At 67.6% G+C, this 15,305-nt stretch carries 10 protein-coding genes; 6 read left to right on the top strand and 4 right to left on the bottom strand.

Annotated elements, in window-relative coordinates; all coding sequences use genetic code 11:
• Positions 1-5: 5 nt before the first annotated feature.
• Positions 6-371, top strand: a complete 366-nt coding sequence (locus ACQP1P_RS45630; RefSeq protein WP_350620643.1) for a hypothetical protein — start codon at positions 6-8, stop codon at positions 369-371.
• A 1,194-nt stretch (positions 372-1,565) separates the two neighbouring features.
• Here ACQP1P_RS45630 and ACQP1P_RS45625 read toward each other — a convergent pair.
• Positions 1,566-2,402: a hypothetical protein gene (locus ACQP1P_RS45625; RefSeq protein ID WP_433081287.1), complete on the bottom strand. Its 837-nt coding sequence runs from the start codon at positions 2,400-2,402 to the stop codon at positions 1,566-1,568.
• A 129-nt stretch (positions 2,403-2,531) separates the two neighbouring features.
• The gene (locus tag ACQP1P_RS45620; protein ID WP_433090408.1) at positions 2,532-5,351 is read right to left on the bottom strand and encodes a BTAD domain-containing putative transcriptional regulator; all 2,820 of its coding nucleotides are present in this window, start codon (positions 5,349-5,351) and stop codon (positions 2,532-2,534) included.
• A 197-nt stretch (positions 5,352-5,548) separates the two neighbouring features.
• Here ACQP1P_RS45620 and ACQP1P_RS45615 point away from each other — a divergent pair, with 197 nt between their 5' ends.
• Together ACQP1P_RS45615 and ACQP1P_RS45610 are read left to right on the top strand one after the other, a co-directional pair.
• Positions 5,549-6,133 (top strand): hypothetical protein, encoded by a 585-nt coding sequence (locus ACQP1P_RS45615; protein ID WP_433081285.1) that lies wholly within the window; start codon positions 5,549-5,551, stop codon positions 6,131-6,133.
• A gap of 1,109 nt (positions 6,134-7,242) precedes the next feature.
• A complete protein-coding gene (locus ACQP1P_RS45610; protein ID WP_433081283.1) occupies positions 7,243-7,890 on the top strand; it encodes a LysE family translocator in 648 nt (215 codons plus the stop codon).
• A 310-nt stretch (positions 7,891-8,200) separates the two neighbouring features.
• On the opposite strand, the gene ACQP1P_RS45605 is transcribed toward ACQP1P_RS45610, so the two are convergent.
• On the bottom strand, positions 8,201-8,332 hold the full coding sequence (locus tag ACQP1P_RS45605; RefSeq protein WP_433081281.1) for a hypothetical protein: 132 nt from the start codon (positions 8,330-8,332) through the stop codon (positions 8,201-8,203).
• A 1,217-nt stretch (positions 8,333-9,549) separates the two neighbouring features.
• Here ACQP1P_RS45605 and ACQP1P_RS45600 point away from each other — a divergent pair.
• A complete protein-coding gene (locus tag ACQP1P_RS45600; protein WP_433081279.1) occupies positions 9,550-11,091 on the top strand; it encodes an amidohydrolase family protein in 1,542 nt (513 codons plus the stop codon).
• A gap of 64 nt (positions 11,092-11,155) precedes the next feature.
• On the opposite strand, the gene ACQP1P_RS45595 is transcribed toward ACQP1P_RS45600, so the two are convergent.
• Positions 11,156-11,908, bottom strand: a complete 753-nt coding sequence (locus tag ACQP1P_RS45595; protein WP_433081277.1) for a TetR/AcrR family transcriptional regulator — start codon at positions 11,906-11,908, stop codon at positions 11,156-11,158.
• Between the two features lie 95 nt (positions 11,909-12,003).
• Here ACQP1P_RS45595 and ACQP1P_RS45590 point away from each other — a divergent pair, with 95 nt between their 5' ends.
• On the top strand, positions 12,004-12,780 hold the full coding sequence (locus tag ACQP1P_RS45590) for an ABC transporter ATP-binding protein (RefSeq protein ID WP_433081275.1): 777 nt from the start codon (positions 12,004-12,006) through the stop codon (positions 12,778-12,780).
• Complete coding sequence (locus tag ACQP1P_RS45585; RefSeq protein WP_433081273.1) at positions 12,780-15,266, top strand: FtsX-like permease family protein; 2,487 nt, start codon at positions 12,780-12,782, stop codon at positions 15,264-15,266. Before ACQP1P_RS45590 ends, ACQP1P_RS45585 begins: the two co-directional genes overlap by 1 nt.
• Positions 15,267-15,305: the final 39 nt, after the last annotated feature.

The following is a 15,305-nucleotide window of genomic DNA, read 5'->3' as shown; positions in this document are numbered from 1 at the left end:
GCGGTATGCAGCCGCGTCGGCACCGGATGCGTCAACGATCACGCCGGGATTCGGCCCGGGCCTGGATCGCCTCCGGTGCCGCGGTTTCTGTCAAGGCGTACGCGAAGCGGTATGGCGTGGACCGGTACACCGCGTTCGACGATCTTGCCGCGCTCGGTGTCCCTCTGCCGGCCTTCGCGCAGCAGTGGGCGCAGCGTCCGCCGTCGTCGCCGCGGCTGCGGTCCACGCGTCGGGTCGGTTACGGGATCGTCCCCGACGACGACTCGTGGATCGTCGTTGACGGCAGGTCGTTCTTCGTCGTCGGCTATACCGCTGGCGGGGCGCCGTACGGATTCACCGACGAGACCTCCTCGGACGAGGACTGGATCTGACTGAGCAGCAAGCACGCCAGCGGGTACCTGCCGGTTGGCATCGGCCGGACTGGGGGCACCGCCTCCGGTGGAGATCTCTACGGCACGTTCGCTGACGGAACGCCACCATAGGGGATCTGCTTGAGGCCCTTTCGAGACCAAACATGGGATGTCTGTCCGTGATCGGCGCGTTGCGATCTGCCGATCGCGAATCGATCCTCAGTGGACGGACAAGCCGCGCGATTGCGATGTAATCGGACCGTCGAGGTGGCGCTGATCAAGGCTGTGAGCTGGACTCGGCATCTTGCTTTCTGCGGATCAGAAGGTTAGGGGTTCGAGTCCCTTCGGGCGCGCAACATCAAGAGGCGGTTGACCTGCGGAAACGTAGATCAACCGCCTCTCTTCGTTCGTCCACTGTGGACTTGAAGTGTTCCGAAAGTGATCGGCTGTTTCGGAAGGGTCCAGACCGGTCCGTGCTGGTCGGCGTGGGTCTGTGCTGCCTGGTCCACCGTTCCGAAAAGGGATCCGGCGGGTGACGGCCGGTGGGCGGCATCTGACCGGTTGTGGATTTTCGGGGCCGGTTGAAGACCCATCAGGGTGGTGCGGCAGACGCGGTTCGATCTCGGTGGCCGGGCCTGCGTCAGGCTGGGGGCCGGGCGCCCGCCCGGTGTTGCCCGGCGGTGGCGCCGCCTCGCCGGCTACGCCGCCCGGTGTCCTGCTGCGGAGCCGTTGCACGGAGCCGATGTGCGAGCATCCGATCTTTGTACTAAATGCGCCTGCTGCTGGCCAGTAGCGATCGCACGGTCCGCTGGGTGGCGGAACCTTCTTGTATGCCGTGCGCTGCCTACGGAGCAGCACGGGTGAGCAGCCCTTTGACCACCTGCAGCTCGTCGGGTGCCAACAAGTCGGTCGCGTCAAACGTCGCAATCCACTCGCGCAGAGGGGGCATCCTGTCCGCCAACTGACGTTCCAGATCCTCCGTGCCTGTCGGCTCCGGCTGTTCGTAGCGGCGGCTGGTCAAGCCTGTTGCCGGTGGCGTACCGCAGCTGGGCGTCGGCGGGCCGGGTCGCGTCGAGGACAGTGGGCCGAGGACGGTGGCGTGCCGGGCGATTGTGGAGGAGATCGATGACGCCGTGGCCGCGGGTGCCGGATTCGGACGTCGTGTTCGAGGCCGGTGTCGAGCCGATGGTGGAGAGGGTGTCGACACCGCGACACTCACGCGGGATCGATCCGCAGCAGCACGCTCTTCGCGCTGGTTTCGGTCTCGGGCGTCGTGGCGAAGAGCGCGTACAGGCTGATGCGAGCCGGCCTGCCGGGGACCCGTATCGCGTAACCGAGCGTGTGCGACGCGAATGGCCCGGTGCGTGGCAGCACGTTTGCCGGTCCGAACGTCTCGTCGAGTTCGCGCCGTGTCAGCGTGCCGACCGCGAATCGTAGCTCCACGCTCGCACGCGAGAGCTCGCCGGCCGTAACCAGGCATTCGCTCGCACCCAACGGCGGTGGGGTCGTCGGGATGCCGAGCGCGCTGCGGATCTCGGCCTCGCTGCCGGTCGCCACCGCGCACAGGCGTTCGCCCATCGCGCGCAGCGCACCGACAACGGACGGCCTCTCGGGCGCGTCCTTCAGGATCGGCGCGAAATAGACCTTCAGGCGCGCGAGCTCGGGGTGATCCGGCGCCACGCCCTGCGCGTAGATCGCGAGCCCCTCGCTCGCGTGTAGCGCTGCATCGGCGAACCGCCGCTGCGCGTGGAGCAGCTTCGCGTAGAACAGCCTGCGCGTGCCCAGGATCACCGGCCGATCCGGCGTGACCTGTGTTTCCGCTTCGATCGCCTGGACGATCCGTTGCTCGCTGCGCTGCTCGTCGCCGAGATCTAGCCACAGCGCCGACACAGACGCATAACTGTCGGCGTGCGCCTCCGCGTCGGCGTCCATATCGGCGAGCATCGCGTCCGCGGCCGTCACGAGTTCGAGTACGCGCACGCGATCCGTGTCCAGGCGCAGCAGAACCTGGGCTTCGGTGACCAGCTTCCTGACTGTCGCTCGTTCACTCATCGTCCCCACGTCCTCCAGTCGGTGAACGAAACGTCCGCGCCGTCTCCTCGCGTCGGTTCACGCCCGCGCGGATCGTTGGTCGAGGCCAGGCCGTTGGTGCGCAACAGTCCGGCACGGGGGAGGTCCCCGTCAGCGTCCGGCGGCTGGTTGTAGCAGGTCCGCGATCTGCCGCGCGTCGGGATGGCCGAGTTGCTCGTAGCGTTCGTACGCCTCCCACCACGCCTGTCGGGCGTGGTCGGGCTGGCCGGATTCGTGCAGCACGTGACCGAGTTCGACAAGCGTCGCCGCCTCGTTGTAGAGGTCGCCGAGGGTCTGGTAGAAACCGATGGCGTTGCGGTAGCAGCGGGTGGCCCGCTCGTGGTCGCCGAGGTGGCGGTGTGCGTGGCCGAGCGTGTCCCACGTGGCCGCGACCGCTGGGGGGTCGTCGACTTGCTGGAACATCGCCAGTGCCTGCTCGCAATGGTTGACGGCGTCGGTGTGGCGCCCGAGGAGGGTGTGGAACCAGCCGATGGCGTTGTGCAGCCGGGCCAGGCCGGTGGTGTGGCCGGCGGTCTCCGCGATCACGAGGGCCCGTTCGACGAGGGCGAGGCCGCGCTGCGCGTCACCTTCGGCCTCCGCTCCCCAGGCCATGTCCTCCAGCACGATGGTCTGCCCGGGGACGTCGCCGTCCGAGGTGAACAGGTCGAGCGCCTGCCGCAGCAGTGGCGCGGCTTCGTCGTGCTGCCCGGACCGTGCGTGGGCCATGCCCATGCCGTGCAGCGAGTGGGCCAGTGCCCCGCGGTCGCCCAGTCGCCGGGCCGCGTCCGCGGCGACCTGACCGGCGGCGCGCTGTGCCTGCCAGTGGCCCTGTCGCAGCAGGTAAGACGTCAGGGTCCACACGAGCCGCCATGCGTGCTCGTCAAGACCGAGTGCTGCCGCTCGGGCGGCGGTGGCGGCCATCGACTCGTGTTCGGTGCGGAACCATGCGAGCGCGGCGTCGGCGTGACCCGGCGGCTCGGCCACGACATCGTCCCGCCGTGCGGTCAGCGTGATGGGCACCTGGAGCGGGTCGAGCAGGCGTGCGGCGGGGTGCGCGGTGTGCAGGTAGTGATCGGCCAGCCGAAGCATCGCCGCTCGGCGTTCCTCCGCGCTGTCGGTCGCCTGCGACTGCTCGGCAGCGTATGCCTTGAGCAGGTCATGAAGCACGTACCTTCTGGCGGTGTGCTCCCTGACGAGATGCGCCGAGACCAACTCGGCCAGCAGCGAGCGGGTATACACCGTCGGCAGGCCGGCCAGGCTGGCGGCCGCCAGCTCCCCGATGTCGGCGCCCGGATGCGTTCCGAGCAGGCGAAACAGCCGGGCGGCGTCCCGGCCGAGGGCCAGGTAGGACCACGACAGCACGGCCCGCAGGTCGGTGACGGGATCGCCGCCGTCGAGGGCGTCGAGCACCGTGGACGCGTCACGCAGTTCCGCCGTGGCCTCTGCAAGCGGCAGATGCCGGCGCGTGGTGATCCGGGCGGCCGCCACCGCCAATGCCAGCGGTAGCCGGGCACAACGCTCGACGATTTCGTCGATCAGGGGTTCCGCGGCATGCGGCGAGCCGCCGATGCGGCTCGTCAGCAGGTCCCGAGACTGCTCGACGGTCAGCAGGCCCAGGACCAGCGGGGTGGCGCCCTCGATCGCGACCAGTGACCGCAACGGATCCCGGCTGGTCACCACGGTCAGGCAGCTCGAGGCGCCGGGCAGCAGCGGCCGCACCTGTTCCGCGTGGCAGGCGTTGTCCAGCACGATCAGCAGCCGGCGGCCGGCGATGGTGCTGCGGTACACGGCGGCGCGTTCATCGGGGTCGGAGGGGATCTGCTGCGCCGGAACGCCGAGCGTGTTGAGGAACGCGCGCAGCACCGCAGCCGGATCGAGCGCGGGACCCGACGGGTCGAAGCCGCGCAGGTTGACATGGAGCTGCCCGTCCGGGAAACGCACAGCGGCGGTATGTCCCCACCGTACGGCCAGGGCGGTCTTCCCCACGCCGGCGGTACCGGTAATCACCGCGATCGAGGTGCCCGCAGCATCCTGTTCCGTGTTGCGTGCGAGCGCGTCGAGCTGGGCCAACTCGGGTTCGCGGCCGACGAGACCTGCCATCGCCGGCAACTGCGCCGGCACGGGCGGGCGACGAGGACCAGGGTGCCGCTCCAGCGCCGGGTCCTGCTGGAGGATCTGCCGCTCGAGCCCGCGCAGCGCCGGCCCCGGGTCCAGGCCGAACTGTTCGGCGAGATGGTCGCGCAGCCGGTGGTAGACGGCGAGCCCCTCGGCGCCGCGCCCGCACCGGTACAGCGCCAGCATGAGCTGTCCGGCGAGCCGCTCGCGTGCCGGGTGCGCCGCGCACGCATCGGCGAGCTCGTCCAGCAGCCGGGCGTGCTGTCCCAACCGCAGCCGAATGTCGAAGCGGTCCTCCACAGCTCGGAGGCGGGACTCGGTGAGGCCCGCGCCGAGCCGGTCGCGTACGTCGGGTTGTGCGGCGTCGGCCAGCGGCGTGGTGCCACGCCACAGCGCGAGGGACTGGTCCAGCAAGGTCAGGCGGCGTTGGTCCGAGGTTTCGGTGTCGGCCTCGCCGAGCAGCGTGCGGAAGTGTTGCGCGTCGACCGCCATCGGGTCGATCCGCAGCGCATAGCCGCCGCCGACGGCGACGATCGCGGCGTCGGCGGCGCTCACGGGTGCGAACGCGGCGCGCAGCCCCGACGCGCACACCCGCACCGCGTGCCGGGCGGTACGCGGAGGCGCCGCCGGCCACATCAGGTCGACGATCCGATCGACCGAAACGTGCCGGTTCGCCTCCAGAGCCAGGATCGCCAGCAGTAGCCGCTGCTGGCGAGGCCCGAGGTGCAGTGGCCCCTGCGGTGTGTGCGCCGACACGGCACCGAGAAGACACACCCGCACCGGTACGAGCGGTGGCTCGGTGGGCCGCGAACGCATGATCACCCGTCCCGGGTCGCGAGGTTGGCTGCCGCCCGACACTAGCGCGCCCTCGCACCCCGGACACCGCCGCGGCTTTGAACTGACGCTGATGTTGTTCTTAACCCGTCTGCCCATCCTTGATCGGAATGGCCCGGACCGGGCCGGTTCGCCTGGCCCGCACTTCGCGGGCCAGATTTCGTGATCGGAGGACGAGCATGCGCCCCGCAAGTGCGAAGCGCTTGACACATTGGACCCTGCTGGCCGCGCTCCTGGGCGCCACCCTCACCGGCTGCGGGGCAGGCGCGGAGGACACACCGGGCACCCCAACGACCGCGCAGAACGCGGCCGGCAGCACGTACCCGAACACTGACGAAGGCGCCAAAGCCCTGATGCAGGCGCTGGGGACAGGCAACGACCCCACGCTCGTACAGCAGTTGAAGCCGACGACCGCGGACTACCAAGCCGTGTTCGAGGGCGACGTCGCGGCCAAGGCCGAGCAGTACTACAAGGCGAAGCTGTGGAACGGCAGCGAGGTCAAGATCGCCGCGAAACCGGAACAGACCGACCTGAAGGTCTTCAAGGCCACAACCGAGGAGATCCGGTCCTGGTCATCAGCCGTCGCGGCGAACTTTCCCGGCGGCTACCAGCAGATCGGCCCGCACCTGAAGCCCGGCCTCACCGTGTACCGCTGGAAGTACACCGAGCCGGGCGACGACCTCGGGCTCGCCTTCGAGGGCCTGGTCAACGTCAACGGGCGCTGGGTCTGGGTCCCCAAGGTGTGGCAGGTCTTGGAGAGCTGACGCTGCGCTTGCCGAGAATGTCATCCGGGCAGTTCAGGCGGCATGGTCGTATTCGTGGGGGATGCCGCCGAGGTGATCGCGACGACACCACGCTGGTCCGACTGCGGTGGCACCTCCAACCGGACCGCCCGCGGCTGGGGTGCATGGCGCGACAAGTCCACATAATCGACGCGTTCTAGGCCGGCGACGTGTGGCGGACTCGGCAACCGCAGGTGCTCGGTCGCCCGGCGGAGCGCATCCCGGCAGCCACGCCGCACGCGTCCATCCGCGCTCCGATCGACCTGAGACGCCCTGTCGCCGGAAACGATCGCGAAGAGCTCCACAGTGGACGGACAATCCACTGGATTTCCGGTGTAATCGGGCCTGCTGCGCGAAGCTGATCAAGGCCCTGACCAGGAACGCCGACCTGTTGGACTACGGATCAGAAGGTTAGGGGTTCGAGTCCCTTCGGGCGCGCAACATCAAGAGGCGGTTGACCTGCGGAAACGCGGATCAACCGCCTCTCATCATTTGTCCACTGTGGACCTGATGTGTTCCAAATGTGATCGGCTGTTTCGGAAGGGTCCAGACCGGCCCGTGCCGGTCGGCGCCCGTCTGTGCCGACCGGTCTGGATCTTGGCGGCAACGTGGGCGGTCGAGCCGCTCTTCAGCGGGGCTGTCCAGCCTCCTGACCTCGGCCGGATTGCGAACCTCGACGAGAAGGTCATGTCCCGCCGCATGCCCCGGTGATCTTGCCGTGTCCGGGGTCACGGATGCCGGCCAGTCCAGGTGTCGCTCAACAAGCGAGGCGATCGGCTCATCACGCCGGTCCGCCCAGCACTCGATGCACTGGGCCACACCGCCCACACACGACCGGGTCCGGTCCCCTTCAGCCTCGGAGGATACTCAGATCACCGGTCTGCTGGCTGATGGTAACGATGCGTAATGACAACGTCGCCACCCGACGACCGCTCAGCATCCGGATCTGCCGAACGTCGTGTGTTGGATCATGCGGGCGTAGCTTGGCAGACGCCAGGCCGGGGCTTACGCGGCCGGGCATCCCGCTCGCCTGTTCAGGTCGTGAGACTGATCGAGAAGGTGCTGGAAGTGCGAACTCTTCGCGTGATTACATGACCTTCATGGTGTCTGCCGACCGCTTGCTCGCTTTCGCGGCCATGTCGTTCCTTCTGATCTTGATCCCTGGACCCAGCGTGCTGTTCGTGATCGGACGGGCGCTAGCGCACGGGCGCCGCGCCGCGCTGACCACAGTGGTAGGGAACACGTTCGGCGCATGCATGCTGGTCGTGGCCGTGGCCCTAGGGATCGGGTCCGTCGTGGAACGCTCGGTCGTCATCTTCACGGTGCTGAAGTTGGCGGGCGCCGCGTACCTGGTGTATCTCGGCGTCAAGGCGTGGCGGGAGCGTGATTCGATGCAGGCATCCTTCGCCGACGCCGAGGTGACGCACGGTGGCCTGCGCACTTTCTGGGAGGGGTTCACTGTCGGCGTGTCGAACCCCAAGACGATCGTCTTCTTCGCGGCCGTGCTTCCGCAGTTCGTCGACCGCGGTCAGGGGCATGTCGCCGTGCAAATGTTGATGCTCGGTCTGGTCTTCAACGCCATCGCTATCGTCTCCGACAGCATGTGGGGGCTGGTCGCGGCCACCGCACGGGACTGGTTCGCCCGCTCACCGCGACGGCTTTCCCTGGTCGGTGGGGTCGGCGGGCTCACCCTGATCGGGCTCGGCGTCACTGTGGCCGTCACCGGACGCAAGGACTGAACCCATCTGCCGGTGGCCCCGCCTCACCTCCCGCCGGACAGAGAGGCCGGGTGCGAGGACGTGCGCGACGGTGAGGCCGTCGACGCCGGGGAGCGGGCGCCCAGGTTGCCCGCGACCCGGTCGAACGCCAACCGCAGCGTCGCCGGATCGTGCACGAGGTTGAATAGGTCATCGAACCGGCGGCCAGGATCGGCCGCCGCCCATCGGTGAAGTTTGGCCTGCATCCTCGCTACCCACCCGTGCGGGCCCAAGGCCTGCGAGGGTGGAGCGTCGCCGTTCGGCGGCGCGTCTTGCGGCATTACAGCCTCCGTTACTGATGCTGCGGATCTTCGGCGGCGTCTTCGGTATCGCCGTGTCGGTCGCCGTCTTCGCCGAGGTCGGTGGGTACGCGTCCGCGGCAGATTTCAGCGAAGGATTTGCCGGGAGTGATGACCGCGGTCACAGCCTTCGCTTTCGTCGGGGTACTCGTCGCCCTCGGCATGCCTGACAAGGGATCGAGCGTGACCGACGCTTCCGTGCCGGCAGCCAGCGCTGTGCCGACGGCCGTCGGTGGTGGCGGTGGACCGATTGGTCGCGCGCAGACAGGTGACAACCGATGATGCACTAGTAGGCCGGGTGGCCGGCGGGGTTCGCACCCACCGGCTCCCACAGATTCCGGACGTGGACGTCTCCGGTCATCCGGCTCGTGTCGCCATCGGCCCGGGAGACGATCACCCGGCGGCATATCTGTGATGAGTCACGCCCAAGGCTGCAGGCCTTCGCGGACAGGCTTCTGATCAAGCCAGCAAGGTGGGCCGGGCCGGCGCCGGGAACCCGCGAGGACAAGTCAGGAGAACGGCACACCGTGGTGGCCAGAATCTCGGATGAGTCACTCGTAGATCACCAGCGCCGGACCCTACCGATACCGATCTCGCCCCCAACCAGCCCACCTATAGAAGCGTCAGGGGGCAAGGCCCCTGGAACCCACGGAGACGGGCTTGATCCTGCTGCTGAAGCTGCGAACGTGCTCTCGCTCATCAGCGCACGTGCGGCTAACTCCTCGACGGGAACCGTCCGGTGCAGGTTCGTCGATGCCCACGAGAGCACCTCGGATAACCGATCGTCGGTCTGGTGGGGTGGCAAGGGCAGTTCGACGAACTGTGCCTGAGCACCATCGCGATGGGGCGGCACGAGTATGTCCCGGACGACCGCGTTGGTGACCCAGGCACCGTGTTCCCGCTGCAGCAGATGGAGGTACAGATCAAGACCGGCCCCGCCGCCGGCGCCGGTGACGATCTGCCCCTCATCGACGGCGCCAACATGCATACACCAGAAATTGACCAGACGTACGGCCGGGACTCGCCAAAGGGTGTCGACTTTGGCCGCCGCAAGCGCCCTCGCACTTGGCGGTGCTGGCGCAAGGACGGTTTCTGGCGTCCAACAGGAGCAAGCGTACGACGACCCGCTTTCTTTTCGCTCACGCGACACTTACGTGGCAATCATCGCCGGTTACGGTTGCCGGCCCCGCTAGGTCGTAGGTTCTCCTCGCCAGCACGCATTACGTCGCACGAAGAGCGAATGGTAGGCCTAGCCCTACCTTTCGGCGTACGGCCTGCCACATTGTCGATCTTTTTTCTTGATGCGACGCTTCGGCGAACCAGAACAGAGAAGGAGGAGGACATGAGCAGTACGGTGAACCGCCGAAGGGTATTGGCCGGAGCCGCTGGAGTGGTAGCCGGGGCCCTGTCGGCATCGGCCGGGTTCGGCGCTCCACCGACCCGGGCACCCAGCGGTGTGACGCCGGCCGACGGCGCGAAAGACCTCCTCGTCATCGACCGCGTCACCATCATCGACATGACCGGCGCCAAGCCCAGGCACAACATGACCGTTGTCGTCAAGGGCCGACGGATCATCAACATCATGCCCAGTGGCGGTCCTAGCCCGCGCGGCGCGACCGTCGTCGACGGGGCCGGAAAGTACCTCATTCCAGGGCTCGCCGACATGCACGTCCACTCGTCTCCGCTGCCGAGGACATTCCCGCCTCTGTATCTCGTCAACGGTGTGACGACCGTGCGGGAGATGGGTGCCAATCCGGTGGTCAGCGGCTGGCGGCGCGAGGTGGAGCAGGGCCTCCGGCTCGGCCCGCAATGGTCGATCGGCAGTGACATCGTCGATGGCTCGCCTTCGCTCTGGGAGGGCATCGGCGTCCCGTACATCAAGGTGGCCAACGCCACCGAGGCCCGCGCGGCCGTGCGCCAGGAGAAGGCGAAGGGCGCGGACTTCATCAAGACCTACACGCGGCTGTCACGGGAGTCGTTCCTGGCCTTGGCTGATGAGGCGCATCGGCGGCAGATCCCGTTCCTCGGTCACGTGCCGGACTTCGTCTCGCTCACCGAGGCGTCCGATGTCGGTATTCGTACCGTCGAGCACCTCTACCAGGTCTGGCTGGACACGTCGAGCCAGGAGGCCGCGATTCGACGACAGGTCCGTCAGGTGCCGATCGGCCCCGGCGAGTACGGTGGGTGGTACGCGAAGATGCATCCGCTGGAGTACGCAGCGGCCCAAAGCCACGATCGCCGGAAGGCCTCGCAGGTTTTCCGGCACATGGCCCGCAACGGAACACGGCTAACGCCGACGCTGACCGTCCACGAGCTCGCCGACATGCCACAGGACGTCGCGCTCGACGACGAGAAGTTGCGGTACATCCCCACCGGGCTGCTGGAAACCTGGGAATGGACGCGCCGTGAGATCTACATGAAGGACCGAACTCCGCAGGTCAACGCCGAGAAGCGGGAACTTTTCCAGCGGCGGCTGGAGCTCGTCGGCGAACTCGCGGAGGCTGGGGTACGTATGCTCGTCGGCACTGATGTTGGAGCCTCCTACATCCTGCCCGGCTTTGGAGTTCATGACGAGCTCGCACTGCTCGCCCGCGCCGGGTTGAGCCCGATGAAGATTCTGGAAGCTGCCACGACCGAGCCCGCCCGGGTTCTCGGTCACCATGATCGCGGCACGGTCGAGGTCGGCAAAGTCGCCGATCTCGTGTTGCTCAATGCCGATCCATTGCGCGACATCCGCAACACCACCCGAATCAACGCGGTCGTCGTCGCCGGGAACTTGATCACCTCCCAGCAACGGCAGCGAATGCTCGACGATATTTGTGAGGCCGCTCAGGAACCGATGCCGGAAGCGGCGCCGGCGTGCGCCTGCCACGGTGGGCGCTGAGCAGATCAGGCGGAGTCCTTGCCGCGATCTGGTCTCGGACGGCGTCGTCAGGCGCCGTCCGAGGTCAGGCGCCGCTGCCGCGCCGGGAGGCAGCGAGCGCTTCCAGACCGGCGATGATTCGCTGCAGACCGAACGCGAAGTCCGCGTCGTTGCGACGGTCGGGTGGCTCCTGATAAAGCCCGGCGTCGAGGATCTCGGCCGTCTGCGTCAGGCCACGGTCGGCCAACAAGCGGCCAAGAGCCGTTAGAGCGGGGTCGGGCTCGCGTAATGGCGGACCGGCCTCTGCCAGATCCCGGGCGGCCGCGGCGCTCGATCGGACGAAACCATCCACAAGCGTCGCGATGCGTACCTTCTCGATCGCCGTGAAGGGGCTTCGCGCCAGTCCCTCGAGCAGGCGCTCGAACCAGCCGAGAGCGTTGGGCGTGAGTGGAATCCTGATCCGAAGATCGACGAGCCATGGTTGTTCGGCGTATCGGCTGCGTAGGGAATATGCCCATGCGGAGACCTGGGGTTGCCAGCGCCGCGCGCGTGAGCTCGGCGGAGGTGGGCCCAGGGCTCGCTCACGAGTCAGGACGTCGAGTTCCTCCCGCGAGCTGATGTAGCGATAAAGCGCGTTCGTGGTGACGCCGAGCCGCGTCGCGACCCGAGTCAGCGATATCCCGTTGACGCCCTCGGTGTTTCCCAGACTGACCGCTGTGTCGACGATCGCGTCGATGCTGAGGGATGCCCGTGGGCCACGGTTCGGCCGCACGGTGTCCACACCCCAGGCACGGCGAAGCGCTGGCGGCAGGCTGGGGAACTCAGTGATCTCGGCCATACAAAAAGTCTATCTGTTCAAGCTATGCATGGATCTGTGCAACCCTTGAACTGTTCGCCTCGCTTGGTGTGTGACATCTGAAACAGGAGATAACGGTGACAACTGTTGCAGAGCGTCGGTTGCGGCCGATGGTCCCCTTGCGCCTGCGGGATGTGGTCAAAACCTACGGTCAGGGCGACAACGCCGTACGAGCGCTCGACGGAGTCTCCCTCGATGTGCCTCCTGCGACGTTCGTGGCGGTGATGGGGCCCTCTGGCTCAGGGAAGAGCACCCTGATGCACTGCGCCGCAGGCCTCGACGTGCCGACATCGGGCACGATCACGCTCGCCGACCAGGTGCTGACCGACATGACCGACGACGCCTTGACCGCCCTGCGAAGGGAACGTGTGGCGTTCGTCTTCCAGTCGTTCAACCTGCTGCCGACACTCGACGTGATCCAGAACGTCGCTCTGCCCGCCACCCTCGCGGGCCGGCGCGTGGAACGACGCCGGGTGCTCCACGCCATCGAGCGGGTGGGTTTGGGCGACCGTGCGCGACACCTACCGGCGCAACTATCGGGCGGGCAGCAACAGCGAGTGGCGATCGCACGCGCGATGGTGGCCGAAGCCGATGTCCTCTTCGCTGACGAACCGACGGGCGCGCTGGACTCCGTGTCAGCACACCGGATTCTGCGGCTGTTGCGTGCGGCGGTGGACGAGACCGGCCAAACCATCATGATGACCACTCACGACCCGATCGCCGCCGCGCACGCGGACGCCGTCCTGTTCCTCGTCGACGGGCGGCTCGCGGACCGACTCGATCGACCCACCGCTGCCCAGGTGGCCGAGTACGTCGCTGCGCAGGCAGGACAACGAATGACGGAGGCCGGCTGATGTGGGCTCTGGTAATAGCAGGCGTGCGCCGGCGACTCGCCGCGCTGAGCGCCATCTTCGTTGCGGCGATGATTGGTGCCGGCCTGGTGGTCACTGCCGGCTCGATGTTCGAAACGGGCATCCGTCTCGCCGCTCCGCCCCAACGACTCGACGCAGCGCCGATAATCGTGATCGGCGATCCCAGCTACACGATGCTCAACTCCGCCGGCAAGGAGACCACGGACCACCGTCCCTTCCCCGAGCGCCACCGCCTGGATCCGCAGACAGCGGGAAAGATCGGACAAATTGACGGCGTAGCGGCATCGGTTCCGGTGTTCATGCTCTCCATCGGAGGTCCCCGGGGGGCGCTGTTGACCGGCCAAAGCTGGGCCTCGGCGTCGCTAGGCGGTTTCGAGCTCGCCGAAGGTGCGAAGCCATCCAACGCCGACGATGTTGTAGTGAGTCCGCGGATTGCCGCAGCGGGACAACAGATCACGCTGTCGCACAACGGGGTTCCGCGGACTTATCACGTCTCCGGCACGGTGCGCCCCACCGCCAAGGACACCGGAACGGTCTTTTTCGCGGAAGGCGAGACCATCCGGCTCAGCGGAGACCAGCGCCCGGACGCGGTTGCCGTGATTCCCGCACCGGGATCCGACCTCGGCACGGTCGCCGATCGGGTCGACGACGCTGTCGGCGATGTCCGGGTGCTGACGGGCGATCAGCGCGGCGCGGCCGAGAACCCAGCTGTGCCAGGCGCACGCACGTCGACGATCGTCATGGGGGCGGTCTTCGGTGGGATCGTCCTTGTCGTTCTCACGATCGTGGTTTCGTCGGTCATCGGCCTGTCCGTCAGACAGCGGTCGCGGGAGATGAGTCTTCTGCGTGCCGTCGGGGCCACTGGCCGCCAGGTGCGACGGCTCGTTGTACGGGAGACGATGATCGTCGGCATCGCGGGGACCCTCGCGGGCTTGATCCTCGGCACGCCGTTGGCGCACGTCTTCTTCGCGATTGTGCGAGGCAGCGAAGCGGTCCCGGATGGACTGGAGCTTCGCTTGGGACCCATCCCGTTGGCGGTCGCGGCCGCGGCAACGACGTTTGTCCTCTGGCTCGCGTCGCGCGGAGCGGCCCGTCCCGCACGCCGAGCCCGGGCGATCGACGCGTTGCGCGACGCCGACGTGCCGCGATATCGCATGGGACCGCTACGCTGGGTGCTGGGCATCTTCGTCGCCCTCGGCTCAATCGCCCTGGGCATCATCACTTCGATGATGAGCCCAGCGTTGGTGACCGCTACCAGCGGACCGGCGGTCCTCGCAGGCAGCATCGCCGTTGCCTTGCTTGCGCCGGCCATCCTTCGTCTGGGAATCCGTGTCAGCGGCATCCTGGGTCGCATGTCTGGTGATTCGCTGTCCTCGCTCGCCGTGCTCAACGCGCGGGCCCGCGCTGGGCAACTGGCCACGATCGCGGCCTGTGCGGCGCTCGTCATCGGTATCGGTGCGGGCAACCTGGCGCCGCAGGTGATGCAGTCCGCCGGCGACCGTGAAGCAGCGGTCGCCAACCTCCGGGCCGATGTGGTGGTGGACGCGCCGGCCGGCATTGACCCGAGCACCCTCCAGAAGGTGCGCTCGGCCGACGGCGTGAAGGCGGCGAGCGCATTCGTCACCAGCGGTGGTTGGATCGAACGACCTTACGACTCAACCCATCGGGACCGCCCCTGGACGGTGCATGGCGTATCCCACGATGGTGCTGCCGGGATCCTCGAGAACAAGGTTGTGACAGGGGCGTTCGAAGCGCTGACGGGCGACTCCATCGCGTTGCCGCAGGTCACCGCGGAAAGCATGAAGGTCGCCGTCGGCGACAGTGTGCTGTTCCGATTCGGTGACGGAGAAGCGCGAGAACTACGAGTCGTCGCACTCTACGAGGACCTGCCCGGGTACGAGACACTCCTCATGCCTGCCGGTCTCGTCGCGCAACACACGACAAGTCGCGCGACACCGCAGGTGCTGGCGGTGGGCGATAGAGACGCGGTCGCCGACGCCGTCGCTGACATACCTGGCCTCACCGTAGGCGACCGAGACGCGGTGGAGGAGGGCGCACAGCGCGGAGTCGGTGTGCAAGCCGTGATCAACTCGATGTTGGTGCTGGTCGCGATCGCCTACGCCGCCATCGCGGTGATGAACACTCTGGTGGTTTCGGTGTTGGGCCGTCGACGGGAGTTCGCTCTGCTCCGCATCGCCGGAGCAACCCGGGACCAGGCGCGTGGCGTTTTGTCGCGGGAGACGCTGATCGTGACTGTGACGGGAGTATTGGCAGGGCTTGCCGTCTCGGCAGCAGCGATCCTACCGACGGCCGCAGCGGTGACGCTCGGCAGCGCCACGTTCGGCGTCCTGGGCGTGGTGCTCGCCCTCCTCGCAGTAGTGGCGTTGCTGGTAGTTCCCGTGACGTACTGGGTGGCGCGTCGCGTCCTGGCTCAAGACTCCCTGACCACGCTCACCGCCAACGGTTAGGCGGCCCGAGATAACAGAACAATCCACAAGGGATAGCTC

The sequence above is a fragment of the Dactylosporangium sp. CA-052675 genome (assembly GCF_050947935.1).
GTDB lineage: Bacteria > Actinomycetota > Actinomycetes > Mycobacteriales > Micromonosporaceae > Dactylosporangium.
This window is presented reverse-complemented; position numbering and strand designations above follow the sequence as displayed.